This window comes from Streptomyces sp. NPDC046862, assembly GCF_040704615.1.
In the GTDB taxonomy this organism is placed as follows: Bacteria; Actinomycetota; Actinomycetes; order Streptomycetales; family Streptomycetaceae; genus Streptomyces.
The window spans coordinates 125,488-142,024 of the sequence record NZ_JBEYXP010000030.1 but is presented as its reverse complement, the minus strand read 5'-3'; the positions used below and the strand labels follow the sequence as shown (position 1 = coordinate 142,024).

14 protein-coding genes are annotated in these 16,537 nt (G+C 71.9%); 3 read left to right on the top strand and 11 right to left on the bottom strand.

The window, feature by feature from the left end; translation table 11 throughout:
* Window positions 1-284: 284 nt before the first annotated feature.
* Window positions 285-494: a hypothetical protein gene (locus tag AB0959_RS30230; protein WP_366829801.1), complete on the bottom strand. Its 210-nt coding sequence runs from the start codon at window positions 492-494 to the stop codon at window positions 285-287.
* Between the two features lie 199 nt (window positions 495-693).
* Window positions 694-969 (bottom strand): hypothetical protein, encoded by a 276-nt coding sequence (locus tag AB0959_RS30225; RefSeq protein WP_366829800.1) that lies wholly within the window; start codon window positions 967-969, stop codon window positions 694-696.
* A gap of 196 nt (window positions 970-1,165) precedes the next feature.
* Between AB0959_RS30225 and AB0959_RS30220 the strand changes: the two genes are divergently transcribed.
* Window positions 1,166-2,521 carry a serine/threonine-protein kinase gene (locus tag AB0959_RS30220; RefSeq protein ID WP_366829811.1) on the top strand — a complete coding sequence of 452 codons (1,356 nt, stop codon included), beginning with the start codon at window positions 1,166-1,168 and terminating at the stop codon, window positions 2,519-2,521.
* Between the two features lie 112 nt (window positions 2,522-2,633).
* On the opposite strand, the gene AB0959_RS30215 is transcribed toward AB0959_RS30220, so the two are convergent.
* The 8 genes from AB0959_RS30215 to AB0959_RS30180 all read right to left on the bottom strand — a co-directional run bounded on the left by AB0959_RS30215 (window position 2,634) and on the right by AB0959_RS30180 (window position 14,599).
* Window positions 2,634-3,452, bottom strand: coding sequence for an RNA methyltransferase (locus AB0959_RS30215; protein ID WP_366829799.1), 819 nt, complete (start codon window positions 3,450-3,452; stop codon window positions 2,634-2,636).
* A 64-nt stretch (window positions 3,453-3,516) separates the two neighbouring features.
* Window positions 3,517-4,773: a uroporphyrinogen-III C-methyltransferase gene (gene cobA, locus AB0959_RS30210; RefSeq protein WP_366829798.1), complete on the bottom strand. Its 1,257-nt coding sequence runs from the start codon at window positions 4,771-4,773 to the stop codon at window positions 3,517-3,519.
* A 249-nt stretch (window positions 4,774-5,022) separates the two neighbouring features.
* Window positions 5,023-9,201 carry a nicotinate-nucleotide--dimethylbenzimidazole phosphoribosyltransferase gene (cobT, locus tag AB0959_RS30205; protein ID WP_366829797.1) on the bottom strand — a complete coding sequence of 1,393 codons (4,179 nt, stop codon included), beginning with the start codon at window positions 9,199-9,201 and terminating at the stop codon, window positions 5,023-5,025.
* A 394-nt stretch (window positions 9,202-9,595) separates the two neighbouring features.
* The gene (cbiE, locus tag AB0959_RS30200) at window positions 9,596-10,813 is read right to left on the bottom strand and encodes a precorrin-6y C5,15-methyltransferase (decarboxylating) subunit CbiE (RefSeq protein ID WP_366829795.1); all 1,218 of its coding nucleotides are present in this window, start codon (window positions 10,811-10,813) and stop codon (window positions 9,596-9,598) included.
* Between the two features lie 253 nt (window positions 10,814-11,066).
* Window positions 11,067-11,702 (bottom strand): GNAT family N-acetyltransferase, encoded by a 636-nt coding sequence (locus AB0959_RS30195; protein ID WP_366829794.1) that lies wholly within the window; start codon window positions 11,700-11,702, stop codon window positions 11,067-11,069.
* A 172-nt stretch (window positions 11,703-11,874) separates the two neighbouring features.
* Window positions 11,875-12,702 (bottom strand): MetQ/NlpA family ABC transporter substrate-binding protein, encoded by an 828-nt coding sequence (locus tag AB0959_RS30190; RefSeq protein ID WP_366829793.1) that lies wholly within the window; start codon window positions 12,700-12,702, stop codon window positions 11,875-11,877.
* 119 nt (window positions 12,703-12,821) lie between these two features.
* On the bottom strand, window positions 12,822-13,559 hold the full coding sequence (locus AB0959_RS30185) for a methionine ABC transporter permease (protein WP_366829792.1): 738 nt from the start codon (window positions 13,557-13,559) through the stop codon (window positions 12,822-12,824).
* Window positions 13,556-14,599, bottom strand: coding sequence for an ATP-binding cassette domain-containing protein (locus AB0959_RS30180; RefSeq protein WP_366829791.1), 1,044 nt, complete (start codon window positions 14,597-14,599; stop codon window positions 13,556-13,558). The genes AB0959_RS30185 and AB0959_RS30180 overlap by 4 nt, the downstream gene beginning before the upstream one ends.
* A gap of 546 nt (window positions 14,600-15,145) precedes the next feature.
* On the opposite strand from AB0959_RS30180, the gene AB0959_RS30175 reads away from it, so the two are divergent.
* Both AB0959_RS30175 and AB0959_RS30170 read left to right on the top strand, forming a co-directional pair.
* Window positions 15,146-15,505 carry a hypothetical protein gene (locus tag AB0959_RS30175; protein WP_366829790.1) on the top strand — a complete coding sequence of 120 codons (360 nt, stop codon included), beginning with the start codon at window positions 15,146-15,148 and terminating at the stop codon, window positions 15,503-15,505.
* 1 nt (window position 15,506) lies between these two features.
* Window positions 15,507-15,920, top strand: a complete 414-nt coding sequence (locus AB0959_RS30170) for a hypothetical protein (protein WP_366829788.1) — start codon at window positions 15,507-15,509, stop codon at window positions 15,918-15,920.
* Window positions 15,921-15,996: 76 nt separating this feature from the next.
* Here AB0959_RS30170 and AB0959_RS30165 read toward each other — a convergent pair whose 3' ends face one another.
* Window positions 15,997-16,500 (bottom strand): GNAT family N-acetyltransferase, encoded by a 504-nt coding sequence (locus tag AB0959_RS30165; protein WP_366829786.1) that lies wholly within the window; start codon window positions 16,498-16,500, stop codon window positions 15,997-15,999.
* Window positions 16,501-16,537: the final 37 nt, after the last annotated feature.

Sequence of the window (16,537 nt, the reverse complement as noted above, 5' to 3'; positions counted from 1 at the left end):
GCGCCCCCTGGAACCCCCCCGCCCTATCGGGGCTCCGCCCCGGACCCCGTTTCGGGGGCCAGCCCCCGGACCCCCGCTCCTCAAACGCCGGAGGGGCTGAAAGACCAGGCCCGGAGGGGCTGGAAGCCAGGGTCCGGATGGGCCGGCATGGGCGCAAAAAATAGGCGCCCGCGCAGCTCCCCAGCTGCGCGGGCGTCTGTGCCGTCCGCCGCACCCCCGTCCCCACGGGGTTTCATGGGTGGATGTCCCCGCCCGGACCGCTCTTCCGGGCCTGGGGTCGCCGCTCAGCGCCCCAGCATCACTCCCACGGACGACGCCTGTGTGACCACTGCCTCCCAGCCGCCGAAGGCGTACACGAGCAGGGCCGCCAGGGGAAGGACCATCGCGGTCGCCACCAGCGGGTGGCGGCGGCCCTGGCGACGGGTACGGAACGCGGCGGCGTACGCCTTGCGCCCCTGCGTGCGGACCATCGTCCGCGGTGCCGTGTGGGCCATGGTCCCTCTCCTGACCTGTGTGTGCTTGTCGTTGGCAGCGGCGGGTGTCTGACCTCGGGGGACGAGTGCTGCACCCGCCGCTTGACCTCAAATCTAGGCGCGCGACGGGTACCGGTCGTCATGCCCTCGTACCGATTGCCGGGCCTCCCCGAGGATGAGCCATGACCTGCGATGTACTCCCCTGGGTGGAGACGAGGACCTAGGACTCAGGGTCTTCCCGGAGGGGACGCCCGGTGTGCCCCGCCTGTTCCGAGATGTCCTCCCGAGGGACAGGCTGCTCGACGAGGGCCAGCACCCGGTTCGCCATGAAGCGGGCCGTGCGCACCACCGAGCCGTTGCGCGTGACTTCGCTCACTTCCACCACACCTCTGCGCACCGCGGTCTCCACCCGACGGCCCGCCCGGCTCGCCACCACCTCGTATGTGCGCGTCGTGTCACCTGCGTCCACGACTATCTCCACACGATCACCCTTCACGGGTTCAATCCCCCTTCTGTGACGGGTGGTTGGGATCACGGGCAACCCAAGGCGCGCCCGAACTCCTGTTCCCTGACCACCTTTCAAGTTTCCCACCCGGCACTGACAATCGATCGGGCCGAGAGGGCGCGGCCTCTGCGCGGACCCGGGTGTGGAAACGTAAGCTGTGCCACGTCACACGGACCGGGCAGCGGGGATGAACATGGCGATGATGCGCCTGAGGCGCGAGGACCCGCGCGTCGTCGGCTCGTTCAGGCTGCACAGACGGCTGGGCGCGGGCGGCATGGGCGTTGTCTACCTGGGCTCCGACAAGCGGGGGCAACGGGTCGCACTGAAGGTGATCCGGCCTGACCTGGCAGAGGATCAGGAGTTCCGGTCGCGCTTCGCGCGGGAGGTAGGGGCAGCTCGGCGGATCCGGGGCGGCTGCACGGCCCGGCTGGTCGCCGCGGACCTGGACGCGGAACGGCCGTGGTTCGCCACGCAGTACGTTCCCGGGCCCTCCCTGCACGACAAGGTCGCCGGCGAGGGGCCGCTGTCCGCCGCCGACATCGCGGCGGTCGGGGCCGCCCTCTCCGAGGGGCTCGTCGCCGTGCACGAGGCGGGTGTCGTCCACCGTGACCTGAAGCCGTCCAACATCCTGCTCTCCCCCAAGGGGCCGCGGATCATCGACTTCGGGATCGCCTGGGCCACGGGTGCCTCCACCCTGACGCACGTCGGTACGGCCGTCGGGTCGCCCGGGTTCCTCGCGCCCGAGCAGGTGCGCGGCGCGGCCGTCACTCCGGCGACCGATGTCTTCTCGCTCGGCGCGACCCTCGCGTACGCGTCGACCGCCGACTCGCCCTTCGGGCACGGCAGTTCCGAGGTCATGCTGTACCGGGTGGTGCACGAGGAGCCGCAGCTGAACGGTGTGCCGGACGCCCTGGCTCCGCTCATCCGCGCGTGCCTCGCGAAGGATCCGGAGGAGCGGCCCAGCACCCTTCAACTGTCGCTGCGGCTGAAGGAGATCGCCGCGCGCGAGTCACAGGGGCTCGCCGATGTCCGTCCGCCCGCGCCGCGCACCTCTCCCGACCGGTCGTCGTCCGGGCGGCTCGCGGAGCAGCACGTCGAGCAGCGCACCCAGCGGCGACCGCAGAGCGCGCAGGGAACGCCCTTGCCGCGTACGGGAGGCGGGTCCCGTACGGGCGGCTCGTCACCCGGGACCGGCGGCCGGCGGCCGGCGGGACCTGGATCGGGGGCGCGTCCCGCGCCTGCGCGCAACACCACCCGGTCCGGCGGTCGTCCCGTGCCCCGCGGCGGCCGGCCGGCGCCGCGTACCAACGGGACCGGTCGGCGGCCCGCCAACCCGCGGCTGCTGCGGCAGCGGCTCATCGTGTTCGTCGTGGTGACGCTGCTTGTGGCCCTTGGCATCGCGGCGGCACAGGGGTGCCAGGGGCCGTCGCGAGGGCTGGAGGACGGGGGGGTACGGAAGGAACAACGGAAGGAACAGTCGTACGAACCGTTGCGGGGCGAGTTGATGACCGCGCGGTACGCGTCGACGATTGAGAGCGGCTGACGTCTTGACGGGCAGAGGAGCGCTCGGGACTGCGGGTCGTTGACCGGCGCGGGTTCATCGTGGTTTCTCGCGCAGTTCCCCGCGCCCCTGCGGGGCGCGGACCCGAGCCCCCTCAGGCCTGTGGTCGTCCCGTCGCCACCGCGTAGAACGCGACCGCTGCCGCCGCTCCCACGTTGAGGGAGTCGACGCCGTGGGCCATGGGGATGCGGACCCATTCGTCGGCCGCCACCAGTGCCTGGGTGGAGAGGCCGTCGCCCTCGGCGCCGAGCATGAGGGCGACCCGGTCCATCCGGTGCGGGGCCGTCTCGTCGAGGGTCTTGGCCTTTTCGTCGGGGGTGAGCGCGAGGAGCGCGAAGCCGGCCTCGCGGACGGACTCCAGACTCTTCGGCCAGGTCTCCAGACGGGCGTAAGGGACGGCGAAGACCGCGCCCATGGAGACCTTCACGCTGCGGCGGTAGAGGGGGTCGGCGCAGTCGGGCGAGAGCAGGACGGCGTCCATGCCGAGGGCGGCGGCCGAGCGGAAGATCGCGCCGATGTTGGTGTGGTCGTTGACCGACTCCATGACCACGACCCTGCGGGTGGTCCGGAGGAGTTCGCCGGCCGTCGGCAGCGGTTTGCGCGTCATGGAGGCGAGGGCGCCGCGGTGCACGTGGTAGCCGGTGACCTGCTCGGCGAGCTTCGGGCTCACCGCGTACACCGGGGCCGGGAGCTCGTCGATGACGTCCCGCATGACGTCGACCCACTTGGCCGAGAGCAGCATCGACCGCATCTCGTAGCCCGCTTCCTTGGCCCGTCTGATGACCTTCTCGCCCTCGGCGATGAACAGGCCCTCGGCGGGCTCGCGCTTGCGGCGCAACTCCACGTCGGTCAGGCCGGTGTAGTCGCGCAGGCGCGGGTCGTCGGGGTCCTCAACGGTGATGAGATCGGCCACAGGGTGATACTGCCTTGTCCTGGGTGCGGTGCCAACGGCTTGGAACGGGTTGTGTTACCCGGGGTTACTCGGATGCCGGCGAGTGCGTCGCCGGAGCCGCTTCCGGACCCACCTTCACGACCTCACCGATGACGATGACCGCCGGGGGCTTCACGTCCTGGCTGCGGACGGTCTCAGCGACCGAGGCGAGCGTCGCGTCGACGCGGCGCTGGGCTGCCGTCGTGCCCTCCTGGACGAGGGCCACGGGGGTGTCGGCCGCCTTGCCGTTGGCGACCAGGGTCTCGGCGATGCGGCCGATCTTGTCTACGCCCATGAGGATCACGAGCGTGCCCGTCAGCTTGGCGAGCGACGCCCAGTCGACCAGCGAACGCTCGTCGTCGGGGGCCACGTGGCCGCTGACCACCGTGAACTCGTGCGCCACACCCCGGTGAGTGACCGGGATACCGGCCGCTCCCGGGACCGAGATGGAGCTGGAGATGCCGGGCACGACCGTGCAGGGGATGCCGACTTCGGCGAGCGCCTGGAGCTCCTCCATGCCGCGACCGAAGACGTACGGGTCGCCGCCCTTCAGGCGGACCACGGACTTCCCCTGCTTCGCGTGCTCGATGAGCGCGTTGTTGATCGCCTCCTGCGCCATGAAGCGGCCGTACGGGATCTTCGCCGCGTCGATCACCTCGACGTGCGGCGGGAGTTCGGCGAGCAGGTCGCGCGGGCCGAGGCGGTCCGCGATGACGACGTCGGCCTCGGCGAGGAGGCGGCGGCCGCGCACGGTGATCAGGTCCGGGTCGCCGGGGCCACCGCCGACGAGGGCGACGCCCGGGGTGCGGGTGCGGTGGTGGGGCGCCACAAGGGTTCCGTCGCGGAGGCCCTCCACCACCGCGTCGCGGATGGCCGCGGTGTGGCGGGGGTCGCGGCCCTGGGCGCGGGTGGTGAGGACCGCGACCGTGACGCCCTCGCTGTGGCCGGTGGCGGGGGTCCAGGCCGTGGCCGCGTCGGCGTTGTCGGAGCGTACGCACCAGACGCGGTGCGCCTCCGCCTCGGCCGAGGCCCTGGTGTTCGCCTCGGGGTCGCTGGTGGCGATGAGGGCGTACCAGGCGTCGGCGAGGTCGCCGTCCGCGTAGGGACGCCTCTCCCAGGTGATCTCGCCCGCGTCCGCCATCGCCTCGACGGAGGGTGTCGCTTCGGGGGACACGAGGCGGACGGCAGCGCCCGCGGCGATGAGGGCCGGGAGGCGGCGCTGGGCGACCTGGCCGCCGCCGAGGACGACCACTCGGCGGCCGGTGAGGCGGAGGCCTACGGGGTAGGCGGGGTGTTCGGCCATGGGGGTGCGGCTCCCTGCGGGGCTCATTAGGGGTGGGCGCGCTGCGGCTTTGGAGCGGCTCTGACGTGCGGATTTTATGGGCGGGGATGGTGGGTGGCCGGGGTGGGGTGGGGTTTCTCTCCCCAAGCCCACCCCTTCCCGAAACCGGAGGCTCCGCCCCCGGCCCCCCCTGCTGGGTCGGATGCGCCGTTGTCGGGTGCGGGCCCGTGTGCGAATGGGCCCGGAACGAACGTTCCGGGCTCCTGTCGCCTACTTCTCCGTTACCCCCGCCGAGTCGAACGTCGCCACCTCGTGCATCGCCCTCGCCGTGCTCTGGACCATCGGCAGGGCGAGGAGCGCGCCCGTGCCCTCGCCGAGGCGGAGGTCGAGGTCGACCAGGGGGCGGAGGCCGAGCTTCTTCAGGGCCGCCACGTGGCCGGGTTCGGCGCTGCGGTGGCCGGCGATGCAGGCGGCCAGGACCTCGGGGGCGATGGCGCGGGCCACGAGGGCGGCGGCGCCCGCGCTGACGCCGTCGAGGATCACCGGCGTACGGAGGGAGGCGCCGCCGAGGAGCAGGCCCACCATCGCCGCGTGCTCCAGGCCGCCGAACGCCGCGAGGACGCCGATGGGGTCGGCCGGGTCGGGCTGGTGGAGCTCGATGGCGCGGCGGACCACCTCGGTCTTGCGGGCCAGCGTCTCGTCGTTGATACCCGTGCCACGGCCCGTGACCTCGGAGGGGTCCGTGTCCGTGAAGACCGAGATCAGGGCGGCGGACGCGGTCGTGTTCGCGATGCCCATCTCGCCCGTCAGCAGGGCCTTGTTGCCCGCGGCCACCAGGTCGCGGGCCGTCTCGATGCCGACCTCGATGGCCTGCTTGACCTCCTCGCGGGTCAGCGCGGGGCCGGTCGTCATGTCGGCCGTGCCCGCGCGGACCTTGCGCGGCAGCAGACCGGGGGTGGAGGGGAGTTCGCAGGCCACGCCGACATCCACGATGCAGACCTCGGCGCCCACCTGGCCCGCGAAGGCGTTGCAGACCGCTCCCCCGCCGAGGAAGTTGGCGACCATCTGGGCCGTCACCTCCTGCGGCCAGGGGGTCACGCCCTGGGCGTGCACGCCGTGGTCACCCGCGAAGATCGCGACGGCCGCGGGCTCCGGGATCGGCGGCGGGCACTGGCGGGACAGGCCGGACAGCTGGGCCGAGATGATCTCCAGCATGCCGAGCGCGCCCGCGGGCTTCGTCATGCGCTTCTGCCGCTCCCACGCCTCGCCGAGTGCCTTGGCGTCCAGCGGGCGGATACCGGCGACGGTCTCGGCGAGCAGGTCGTGCGGCTCCTCACCGGGGAGGGCGCGGCGGCCGTACGTCTCCTCGTGGACGACCCAGGACAGCGGGCGGCGCTTGGACCAGCCCGCCTGCAGCAGCTCGGGCTCCTCCGGGAACTCGTCGACGTACCCGACGCACAGGTACGCCACGACCTCCAGGTGCTCGGGCAGGCCCAGGGCGCGCACCATCTCGCGCTCGTCGAAGAAGCTGACCCAGCCGACTCCGAGGCCCTCGGCGCGGGCGGCGAGCCACAGGTTCTCGACCGCGAGCGCGGAGGAGTACGGGGCCATCTGGGGCTGCGTGTGACGGCCGAGGGTGTGGCGGCCGCCCCGGGTCGGGTCGGCGGTGACGACGATGTTCACCGGGGTGTCGAGGATCGCCTCGATCTTCAGTTCCTTGAACTGCTTCGCCCGCCCCTTGGGCAGCGACTTCGCGTACGCCTCGCGCTGGCGCTGGGCCAGTTCGTGCATCGTGCGGCGGGTCTCGGCCGAGCGGATGACGACGAAGTCCCAGGGCTGCGAGTGGCCGACGGACGGAGCCGTGTGGGCAGCTTCCAGGACGCGCAGCAGCACGTCGTGCGGGATCGGGTCGCTGCGGAAGCCGTTGCGGATGTCGCGTCGTTCGCGCATCACCCGCAGGACGGCCTCACGCTCGGAGTCCGCGTAGCCGGGTGCGGCGGGGCCCGTGGACTCTCTGACTTCTCCCACGGCGACCTTGCTCTCTTCCTGGTCGGCGACCCTGGTGTCCAGGTCCTCCGCGTGCTGTACGACATCGGGCTCGGGCTCCGCGTCCGCCGCGAGCGGTTCCGGAGTGGGCGACTCCGTCGTGGGCACCTGGGGTTCGGCGGGAACCTCCGGCCCGGCGGGGGCCACGGGGGTGACGGACGCCTCGGGTTCACGGGGGGCCGGGACCGTGACGATGGAGGGCGTCTCCGGTTCCGGGGCAGCAGGCGGAGCGGATTGCGGAGTTGATTCCGGGACCGATGAGACGGCGAGGGGCTCGTCCGGGACGGAGGCCCGCGTCTCCTCGCCGAGCTCGGGCCCGGCCTCCGGGTCGGTCGAGTCCTGCGGCTCGGGGTCGGCTGCGGGGGGCGCCTCTTCCACGGTTGCCGCGGGCGGCTCCTCGGCCGTCACCTGTGCCGTGGGCTCTTCGGCGACCGCGGCCTCCTCCGGTGCGGGGGCGGTGGGTACGACGGCGACCGGCGGCTGGGCGCTCTCGTGGAGCTGGGGGTGCTCCGGAGCCTGTGCGACGTCGGCGGCTTGGTCCTCGGGCCGGACGGGCGCGTCCTGAGCCTGGACGGGCTCGGCCTGCTCCTCGGCCGCGGCCGGGGACTGCGGCTCCGGAGCCTGTGCGGGCTGCTCCTCGGCGGGGAGCGGCGCGGCCGCGGCGTGCGGCGAGGTGGGCGCCGGGCCCTCGACGGGGGCCACCTGCCCGGTGGGCGGCTCCTCGCCCGCGGCATCCTGCGGGGCTGCCTCACCCTGCGCGGTCGCTGCGGCCGACACCGCGTGCAGCGGCTCGGGCGCAGTGGGCTCGGCCGAAGGGGCCTGGTCCATGGCGGGGGCGGGGGCCGGTTCCGGAACGGGCAGGGGCTGCGGAGCGGGCTCGGTCTGCTGGATGGGCTCTGTCTGCTGAGTGGGCTCAGCCTGCTGGACGGGCTCGGCCTGCTGGACGGGCTGCTCCGGCGTGGCGGGCGCGGGCAGCGGTTCCTCGGGAGCGGGCGCGGCTTCGGCGGCGAGGGGGTGCGGAGCGTCAGCCTGGGGCATCGCCTCGACCTGCGGCACCGCCTCGGGCTGCGGTGCGGTCTCCGCCTGCGGCGCGGTCTCCTCCTGAGGCGTGCCCTCCGTCTGCGGCAGGATCTCCGCCTGCTCCGTTTGAGGAGTTTCCGTCTGAGGAGTCTCCGTCTGAGCCACCAGGTCCGCAGGGTCCGCAGTGCGTTCGGCGACGTCCTGGGAGGCCATCTCCGGGATCTGGGACGCGGCGTCCGCGATGTGGGCGGCCGGATCGGCGGGCTGAGCGCCCTGCTCGGTGGGCTGCGGCTGGGCCGCGACCGGGGCACCCCCCGCGTCCGTCGGCTCCTGGGGCGCGAGCTCCTCGGCCTCAGCCACCTCCTGTACCGGCTGCGGGCCCGGGAGCGGGAGCGGCTGGGGCGCCGCCACAGCGGGCTGCTCCGGTACGACCTGCTCCGCGACGACCTGGTCCTGCACTTCGGCCGACTGGTCCTGCGCCGGAGTCTCGGCGGGCGGAAGCGCGCCGTCGGTCACCTGGGGGGCCTCGGCCACCGCGAACGCGTTCGGGTCGGGGACCGAAGGGTCCAGGGAGCCGTCCAGGGCGTCGGGGTTGTGCACGAGCTCGGGGGCCTGGGGCGTCAGCACCTCCCCCGTCGCCGGCACCTGCCCGGTCTCCGGGACGACCGTTTCTGCAACCGTCCCCTCCGCGGGCACGGCTCCACCGGGCGTGCTCTCGACAGGCGCCGCGGTGGACGGCACCGGTTCCACGCCCACTGCGGCCTCCGGAACCCCGGTGGTCAGCGAGGACGTCACCGGTACGGCCACCCAGGGCGACGCGGCCCGGGGTACGGCTTCGGTGTGCTGCGGCGTGTCGAGGTACTCCGGGCCTGTTCCGGGCTGCGGGGCCTGGCGGACGGCGCCGGGCGGGAGCGGGGCGCCGGCGGGACCTCGGTCGGCGAGGGAACGGACCGGGCTGGCAGCGCCGTTGGGGATCGGCGGGCCGAGATGCAGCGGGCGGCGGGCCACAGGCGGCTGCGGGACAGCCGTGGCGACCGGCGCGCGGAGGGCGCCGGGTTCCTGTGCCGTGGCGGCTGCCTCGGGTGCGACGGCACTTGGACCGGGGGCGCGGACGGCGCTCACGTCCACGGCACCGCTGTCCCGGCCGTCGGTCTCGTGGGGGCCCGGCTCATGGACGACCTGGGTGACGTGCTCCGGGGCCGACTGCGGCACATCGTGGCCCCACGCGCCCTGCGCGCCCGGCAGCAGCAGCTCTTCTTCCTCGGCGGCGGTCTCGGTCTCGGAGAGGTAGGTGTACGCACCCGGCGCGTGGACGCCCGGCTGCTCCACCATGCCTGCGTTCTCCGGCAGTCCCTCGCCCGGGACCTGGCCGGTGTCGGTCATGCGTAACCCCTCGCCCGTTGGTAGTGCTCTTCGCCAGCTGGCCCGGAACGGCGCACCGACCGCCCCACAGTGGAGAACGAGCATGCGTGCCCAGCGGCACGAGACGACTCACGTTCAAGTCGACAAAGCCACTGACTGGCTATTGTCGCGGTCGCCCCGCCGTCGCGACAGCTTGATCCGCGACGGTCCGCTGTGGACTGCGCCACGTTGCGCGCCCTCCGGTTCCGCCGTACCACGACCCGCCCCAAAACGGGCGCGCTTTCCGGACATTGGCCTACGAACCACCGGACGCCCGAGTGCGGTACAACGATCGGCCAGCCTACCGCGCCGGTACGACAACAGGATCACAGGGAAGGTCCGGACGGCCGCCCTTTCGCCGCTCGCCGACCGCCCTTCAGCGGGAGGCTTCGCGCCGCCCCAGTTCCCCCGTGAGCAGGAACGCGACACTCCGTTCCTTCTCCGTCCAGGCCCGCGTGTCGAGTTCGACGGACTGCACGAGGGCGCACTGGACCTCGTACCCGTGTTCGGCGAGGTCCCGGCCGATGAGCTCGGCGGCATCGCGGGTGGCCGCGTGCGTGACGATGCGCTGCGGGCGGCGGTCGGCGACGGCGGAGACCACCGGTGCTCCCCCACCGCCGACGCGGACGACGTCGGGTTCGGGGAGGTTTTCCAGGATGTGGGGTGCGGTGCCGTGCACCACTTGCAGTTGGAGGCCGAAGCGCCGGGCGGCGACGGCCGTGCGGCCGCAGGCGTAGGGAGTGCGGTCCACAGCGATGACGGCGGCGCCGCAGCGCGCGGCCTCGGTCGCGAAAGCCCCGCTGCCGCAGCCGATGTCCCACACGAGGTCGCCCACGCGCGGTCCGAGGCGCGCGAGTTGGGCCGCGCGCAGCAGGTCGGTCTCGCCCTCGCCCAGGTCGCCGCCGTACTCGTCGGCGGGCAGCGCCCAGCCGCGCGGTTCGGCACCGGGGTCGCGTCCGGCGATCCAGCCGCCGCCCTCGCCTGCCGTGACCGGGCCGCCCATGACGATGACGAGGTTCGGGTCGCGCCAGGTGTGGTCGGCTGCCTTGTCGGAGGTCAGGACGGTGACCTGTTCGCGTTCGGTGCCGAGCTCCTCGCAGATGACGAAGGTGCGGTGGATTCCCTCAAGGAGCAGGCCGAGTTCGGCGGGTCCCGCACCGGGTGAGGTGAGGACGGCGACCTTGGTGTGGGCGCGGCACACGTTCACCGCGCGGCGCAGGGTGCGGCGATGCGCGACGACCACCTGCGCGTCGTCCCAGGGCATGCCGGCGCGGGCGAAGGCGGCGGCGACGGACGAGACGGCGGGGACGACCTCGACCTCCAGGCCGTACTCGGGGGCGCGCAGGGTGCGGACGACTCCGAAGAAGCCCGGGTCCCCGTCGGCGAGGACGACGGCGGTGCCGCGGTGGCCGGCGATGCGGCGGGCGGCGAGGGCGACGCTGCCGAGGCGGATGCGCTCTGCGTGCGGGGGCACTTCGGCGAGCGCCAGGTGGTGGGCCGCGCCGGCGACGAGCGTGGCGGCGCCGAGGGCGGAGCGCGCCGCGGCGGTCAGCGGCGAGCCGTCCCAGCCGATCACCGTGACGCGGTCGGCCATCGTCGTCAGTCTCCAGGGTTCGCGCAGATCGTCAGATGCAGCCCGGGCACGGGCTCCGTGAGGGTACCTGGTCGGGCTCGGGGGCGCCGCGCAGGTCGTACGGCACGGGGCCGGGACGGTGGTGGCCGCGGTACGTCGTCGTACGTCATCGAGGCGGGAAGTACCGGAAAGGGCGGTGTCCATGCCCTGCGCCCCGCCGTGCTGGTGCCGCCTGGGCAGTCGGGGGACCGGCCGGTCCCAGGAGATCGAGGAATCAGTTCCAGTTCGAGAACTCGGTGAAGCCACCGCTGTCGGCCAGTTCCTCGCTGACGCCTTCGATGTCCTCGGGCAGGAGGCTCCAGACGATGTAGTCCGTGCGGACCTCGATCCAGCCCTCCTCGGTGCGGGTGCGCGCTATACACGCGTTGCGCAGGACGCCCTCGCTGATACAGCCGATCTTCTGGGCGACCTGCTGGGAGGCGGTGTTGTCGGCGGCCGTACGGAGTTCGATGCGCTCGAACTTCTGGTCCCGGAACAGCCACTGGGCGGTGGCGAGCGCCGCTTCGGAGGCGTAGCCCTCGCCGCGGGCCCAGGGGGCGATGACGTACGACAGTTCCGCGGACCGCACGTGCCAGTTGGTCTTGGTCAGCTGGATGATGCCGACCGGACGCTGGGTCAGGAACTCGGTGACGGCGAGGTCCAGTCCCCGGCCCTCGGTGCGTTCGGCGGGCGCGTACTCGGTGATCCAGGTGCGGGCGCTGTCCTCGGTGAAGGGCTGGTTGACGTCCGTCCAGGCCATGACCTGCTCGTCGTTCATCATCTCGGCGAGGGCCTGGACGTCGTCCTCGTCGAAGGGGCGCAGCACCAACCGCTCCGTGCTGATGGAGATGTCGGGGAAGGTGGTAGTCATGCGCCGCTCCGTAACCTTCGGAAACCTTCGGGCCTGCTGAACTGCCCAGCATGCAGCATGAAAGCACTCAACCGCACGCGCGGGGTCCACACCCGGTGAGGAGTGGACCCCGCGCGGTGACGTGGTACGTCAGCAGGCACGCTCTGTCGGAACCTCAAAAGGATCAGAAGGATCAGAAGGAGGGGAGCACGGACCCGTTGGCGTACTTGGTCTCGATGAACTTCCTGACCTCGTCGGAGGTGAGGAGCTTGGCGAGCTTCTTCACCCGCGGGTCCTTCTCCTGGCCTTCCTTGACGGCGAGGAAGTTGCCGTAGGGGTTGTTCTTGGCGTTCTCCAGGACGAGGGCGTCGTCGGCGGGCGACAGGTCGGACTCCAGGGCGTAGTTGCCGTTGACGACCGCGGCGTCCACGTCGTCCAGGGAGCGCGGGGTCTGGGCCGCCTCCAGCTCCTTGAACTTGAGGTTCTTGGGGTTCTTGGCGATGTCCGAGGGGGTCGCCGAGTTGCCCGCGCCGTCCTTGAGGGTGATGAGGCCGTTCGCGGCGAGCAGCTTCAGGGCGCGTCCCTCGTTGACGGTGTCGTTGGGGACGGCGACGGTAGCGCCGCTCTTCAGGTCGCCGGCCTTCTTGACCTTGTTCGAGTAGAGGCCGAGGGGCTCCAGGTGGACCGTGACGACGGGCACGATGTGGGTGCCGTTCTTCTTGTTGAAGTCGTCGAGGTACGGCTTGTTCTGGAAGTAGTTGGCGCCCACGGAGCCGTCCTCCGTCGCCGTGTTCGGCGTGACGTAGTCGGTGAACTCCTTGACCTCCAGGTCGAGTCCCGCCTTCTTCGCCAGGTTGTCCTTGACGTAGGTGAGGATCTCGGCGTGCGGGGTGGGGCTCGCGGCGACGATCAGCGGGCCGTCGGCGGAGCCGGAGTCGTTGCCCGCACCGCAGGCGGTGAGCCCGAGGGTGAGGGCTCCGGCGGCGAGGACGGCGGTGGTGAGCTTGGCGGTGTTACGCACGAAAAGTGCCTTTCCTTCTTGGTGGTGCGACCCCGAGTGAGGGGTGTCGGCGCGGAGCGCCCTCGTTGAGGGGCGGTGGTCGGGCGACGGGTGGGCGGGCGGGGAGTCCGGGGAAGCCCTCAGGTGGCCTTGCCGACGTTCGCGGTCGCGGGCTCCTTGGACTTCAGCAGCCGCAGCCTCGGGGCGGGGCCCGAGCGTCCGCCGCGCCGGTGCAGCCCGCGGGCCGCGTAGTCGCCGGCGAACTGGATGAGCGAGATGACGACGGCGAGGATCGCCACGGTGATCCACATGAGCCCGGTCTCGAAGCGCTGGTAGCCGTAGCGGATGGCGATGTCGCCGAGGCCGCCCGCGCCGACCGTGCCCGCCATCGCCGAGTAGCCGATGAGCGCGACGATCGTGGTGGTGGTGCTGGCGATCAGGGACGGCAGGGACTCCGGTACGAGGACCTTGCGGACGATCGTCCAGGTGTTGCCGCCCATGGCCTGCACGGCCTCGACGAGCCCGTGGTCCACTTCGCGGACGGCCGTCTCGACGAGGCGCGCGAAGAAGGGGATCGCCCCGATGGCGAGCGGCACGATGGCGGCCTCGCGGCCGATGGTCGTTCCCGTGATCCAGCGCGTGAACGTCATCAGCGCCACCATGAGGATGATGAACGGCATCGAGCGGGCCACGTTCACGACCTGCCCGATGACCTTGTTGGCGACGACGTTCTGAAGGAGTCCACCGCGGTCGGTCAGCACGAGCAGCACGCCGAGCGGCAGGCCGCCGACGACCGCGATGAGGGTGGACCAGCCGACCATGTAGAGGGTGTCCCAACAGGCCTGTTCCAGCAGGGGCTGCATTTCCGACCAGGTCACTTGGCGGCACCTTCCTTCACCGGCGCGGGCTGCTGTTCGCGGCCCAGGACGTCGAGTTGCAGGCCCTGTTCGCGCAGGAAGCCGATCGGTACGACGTTGTCCTCGTAGCGGCCGGGCAGTTCGATGCGCATACGGCCGATCTGCTTGCCGGCGACGGTGTCGATGGCCGCGCCGAGGATCGAGATGTCGATGTTGTAGGTGCGCGAGAGCTGCGAGATGACGGGCTGGGTGGCCGCCTCGCCGTGGAAGGTGACGTCGACGACGGTGCGGTCGTCCCCGGAGGCGTCTCCGCCGACCGGGAAGAGGGCCGCGGCCAGCTCGGAGCCGGGGGTCGCGAGGAGGTCGCTGACGGTGCCGGACTCGACGATGCGGCCCTGCTCCATGAGGGCTGCCGAGTCGCAGACGGACTTCACGACGTCCATCTCGTGCGTGATGAGCAGGACGGTGAGCCCGAGCTGCTGGTTCAGGTCGCGCAGCAACTGGAGGATGGACCGGGTGGTCTCCGGGTCGAGGGCGCTGGTCGCCTCGTCGGACAGGAGCACCTTCGGGTCGCCGGCGAGGGCGCGGGCGATGCCGACGCGCTGCTTCTGGCCGCCGGAGAGCTGGGCCGGGTACGCCTTCGCCTGGTCGGTGAGGCCGACGAGGTCGAGGAGTTCGAGCGCCTTGCGGGAACGCTCCTTGCCCGACTTTCCGAGGATCTCCAGCGGGAGTTCGACGTTGTCCTGGACGGTGCGCGTGGACAGCAGGTTGAAGTGCTGGAAGACCATGCCGATCCGGCTGCGCGCGGCGCGGAGTTCCCGGCCTGCGCGCGGTCCGCGTCCGGTCAGGGCCGTGAGGTCCCGCCCGGCGACGGTGACCGTCCCGGAGGTGGGTCGCTCCAGCAGGTTGACGCAGCGGATCAGCGAGGACTTGCCGGCGCCCGACTGGCCGATGACGCCGTACACCTCGCCTTCGCGGACGTGGAGGTCGACGCCGTCGAGGGCGGTGACCTCACGGCCGCGCGAGCGGTAGACCTTGGTGAGGCCTGATGTGGTGATCACTGGGTTTCCATCACTGTCGAGTGCGCGGGCGTGGGTGTGCCCGGGCACGGAGGGGAACAGGTGCGCAAGGGGGTGCCCCACGTCTGTCAGGCCGTGGGGGCGGGGCATTGCGTCATGTACGGCGAACGGCGTACGGACATGCCACAGCGGCTCGCTTCGGGGCGCGAGACTCGGGAGTGATGCGGGGGCCCTCTAGAAGGCGCACATTCGACACAGACAACGAGCACCGGGCGTCAGGGTCGCCTCGGTCGCAGGGATGCGGCAGCTCGTCGTGGTCATGCGATCAGTAAACCAGACCTACGGTCCTGACACGGCACCCGTTGTCCACATGATGGACAGTCATGGACGGGGCTGTCGTGGCCTTCGGCCCTGGTCCGAGGGGTCGGTGGGCGGCGTGCGGACTTGACGGGTTGTGGTCAACGCCACGATGGCCACGCCGGCTGCGGGACCGGCGGTGGCACCGGCGGTGGCACCGGCGGTGAGGCCCGCCGCGGGGAGGCCGGGGGCGAGGGCACCAGGGCTTTTGGCCCGTAATAGGGTCACGGCATGCTTGATGCCCTGACCGTGGCGACCGCCGTCGCCGCGCTGCTGCTGGCCGCCTGGTGCGGCTGGGCGGCCTACCGCGACCAGCCGACCAAGGACTGGCACTTCATCGGGATGGCCGTGGTGTCGCTGCTGGCCCTGGTGCAGCTGGTGGTCGGCATCGTGCAGCTGGCGCGCGGCGAGAAGCCGGAGCAGGGCACCACGATCTTCGTGGCCTACCTGCTCGGGGCCCTGGCCTGCGTTCCGGTGGCCGGCTTCATGTCGCTCGCCGAACGCACCCGCTGGGGCAGCGTGACCGTCGCGGCCGGCGGTGTGGTGCTGGCCGTGCTCCAAGTGCGGCTCTACGACATCTGGGGAGGCTGAGATGACGACCGCGCAGGAGCGTCCGCAGCGGACGCGGCTCATCAAGGGGCCGGGGATGCTGCTCGTGTGGTTGTACGGCGTGATGGTCGTCGGCGCGGTGTCGCGCTCGGTGGTGCAGATCTCCACCGAGTTCGAGCACGCGCCCCTCGCGTACTCGCTCTCGGCTGTCGCGGGGCTCGTCTACGGGTTCATCACGTACTCGCTGGTGCGGGGTGGGGAGACGGCCCGCAAGGCGGCGTTGGTGTGCTGCGCCGCCGAGCTGTTGGGCGTGCTGACCGTGGGGACGTGGACCTTGGTTGAGCCGTCTGCTTTTCCCGACGCGACCGTGTGGTCCGACTATGGGCTGGGGTACTTGTTCATTCCCGTGCTGCTGCCCTTGTCGGCCATGTACTGGTTGCGGAAGGGGGCGCGATAGAGGGTGCCGCCTTGGGTGATCGGGCGGCTGCAGGTTGTTCTTGGCTTGTCGCGCAGTTCCCCGCACCCCTTACGCGCTAGGCCGTCGCCGCGTACGAACCCGCCTGTACCGACTTCTCCAGGACGATCATCGGTACGCCGTCCTGACCCTTCGATGTGCCCACCGTCTCGTAGCCCACTCGCCGGTACAGGCGCAGGTTCCCCTCGCTGCGGTGGCCCGTGTGGAGGCGGAACCTCGTGGCGCCCCGTTCCTCGGCGAGGGCCGACTCGGCCGCGCGGAGGAGGCGGGCGCCGATCCCGTGGCCCTGGAGGCGCGGGTGGACGCAGAGCTTGCCGATGGACGCGGCGCCGTCCTCGCTGATGGCGCCCCGGACGGACCCGACCACCTCGTCGCCCAGCCGGGCCACGAACACACAGTCGGCCGTGATCTCTTCGCGGACCGAGTCGAGCGGCTGCACGAGCGGCTCGATGCGGTAGTTGCCGTACAGAGCGGCCTCACTCTGGAAGCACAGGTACTGCAGCCTGAAGATCTGTTCGGCATCCTGCTCGGTCGCCACGGAGATGGTCACGCTCATGCCCATGTGTGCACGCCTCCCGCTCACCTGTCGCCTGTTGTCC

Bases quoted from the DNA above. Each gene is read 5' to 3' on its own strand.
- AB0959_RS30230 (WP_366829801.1), bottom strand. From the start codon at position 494: ATGGCCCACACGGCACCGCGGACGATGGTCCGCACGCAGGGGCGCAAG.
- AB0959_RS30220 (WP_366829811.1), top strand. From the start codon at position 1,166: ATGAACATGGCGATGATGCGCCTGAGGCGCGAGGACCCGCGCGTCGTC.
- cobA (WP_366829798.1), bottom strand. From the start codon at position 4,773: ATGGCCGAACACCCCGCCTACCCCGTAGGCCTCCGCCTCACCGGCCGC.
- cobT (WP_366829797.1), bottom strand. From the start codon at position 9,201: ATGACCGACACCGGCCAGGTCCCGGGCGAGGGACTGCCGGAGAACGCA.
- cbiE (WP_366829795.1), bottom strand. From the start codon at position 10,813: ATGGCCGACCGCGTCACGGTGATCGGCTGGGACGGCTCGCCGCTGACC.
- AB0959_RS30195 (WP_366829794.1), bottom strand. From the start codon at position 11,702: ATGACTACCACCTTCCCCGACATCTCCATCAGCACGGAGCGGTTGGTG.
- AB0959_RS30175 (WP_366829790.1), top strand. From the start codon at position 15,146: ATGCTTGATGCCCTGACCGTGGCGACCGCCGTCGCCGCGCTGCTGCTG.
- AB0959_RS30170 (WP_366829788.1), top strand. From the start codon at position 15,507: ATGACGACCGCGCAGGAGCGTCCGCAGCGGACGCGGCTCATCAAGGGG.
- AB0959_RS30165 (WP_366829786.1), bottom strand. From the start codon at position 16,500: ATGGGCATGAGCGTGACCATCTCCGTGGCGACCGAGCAGGATGCCGAA.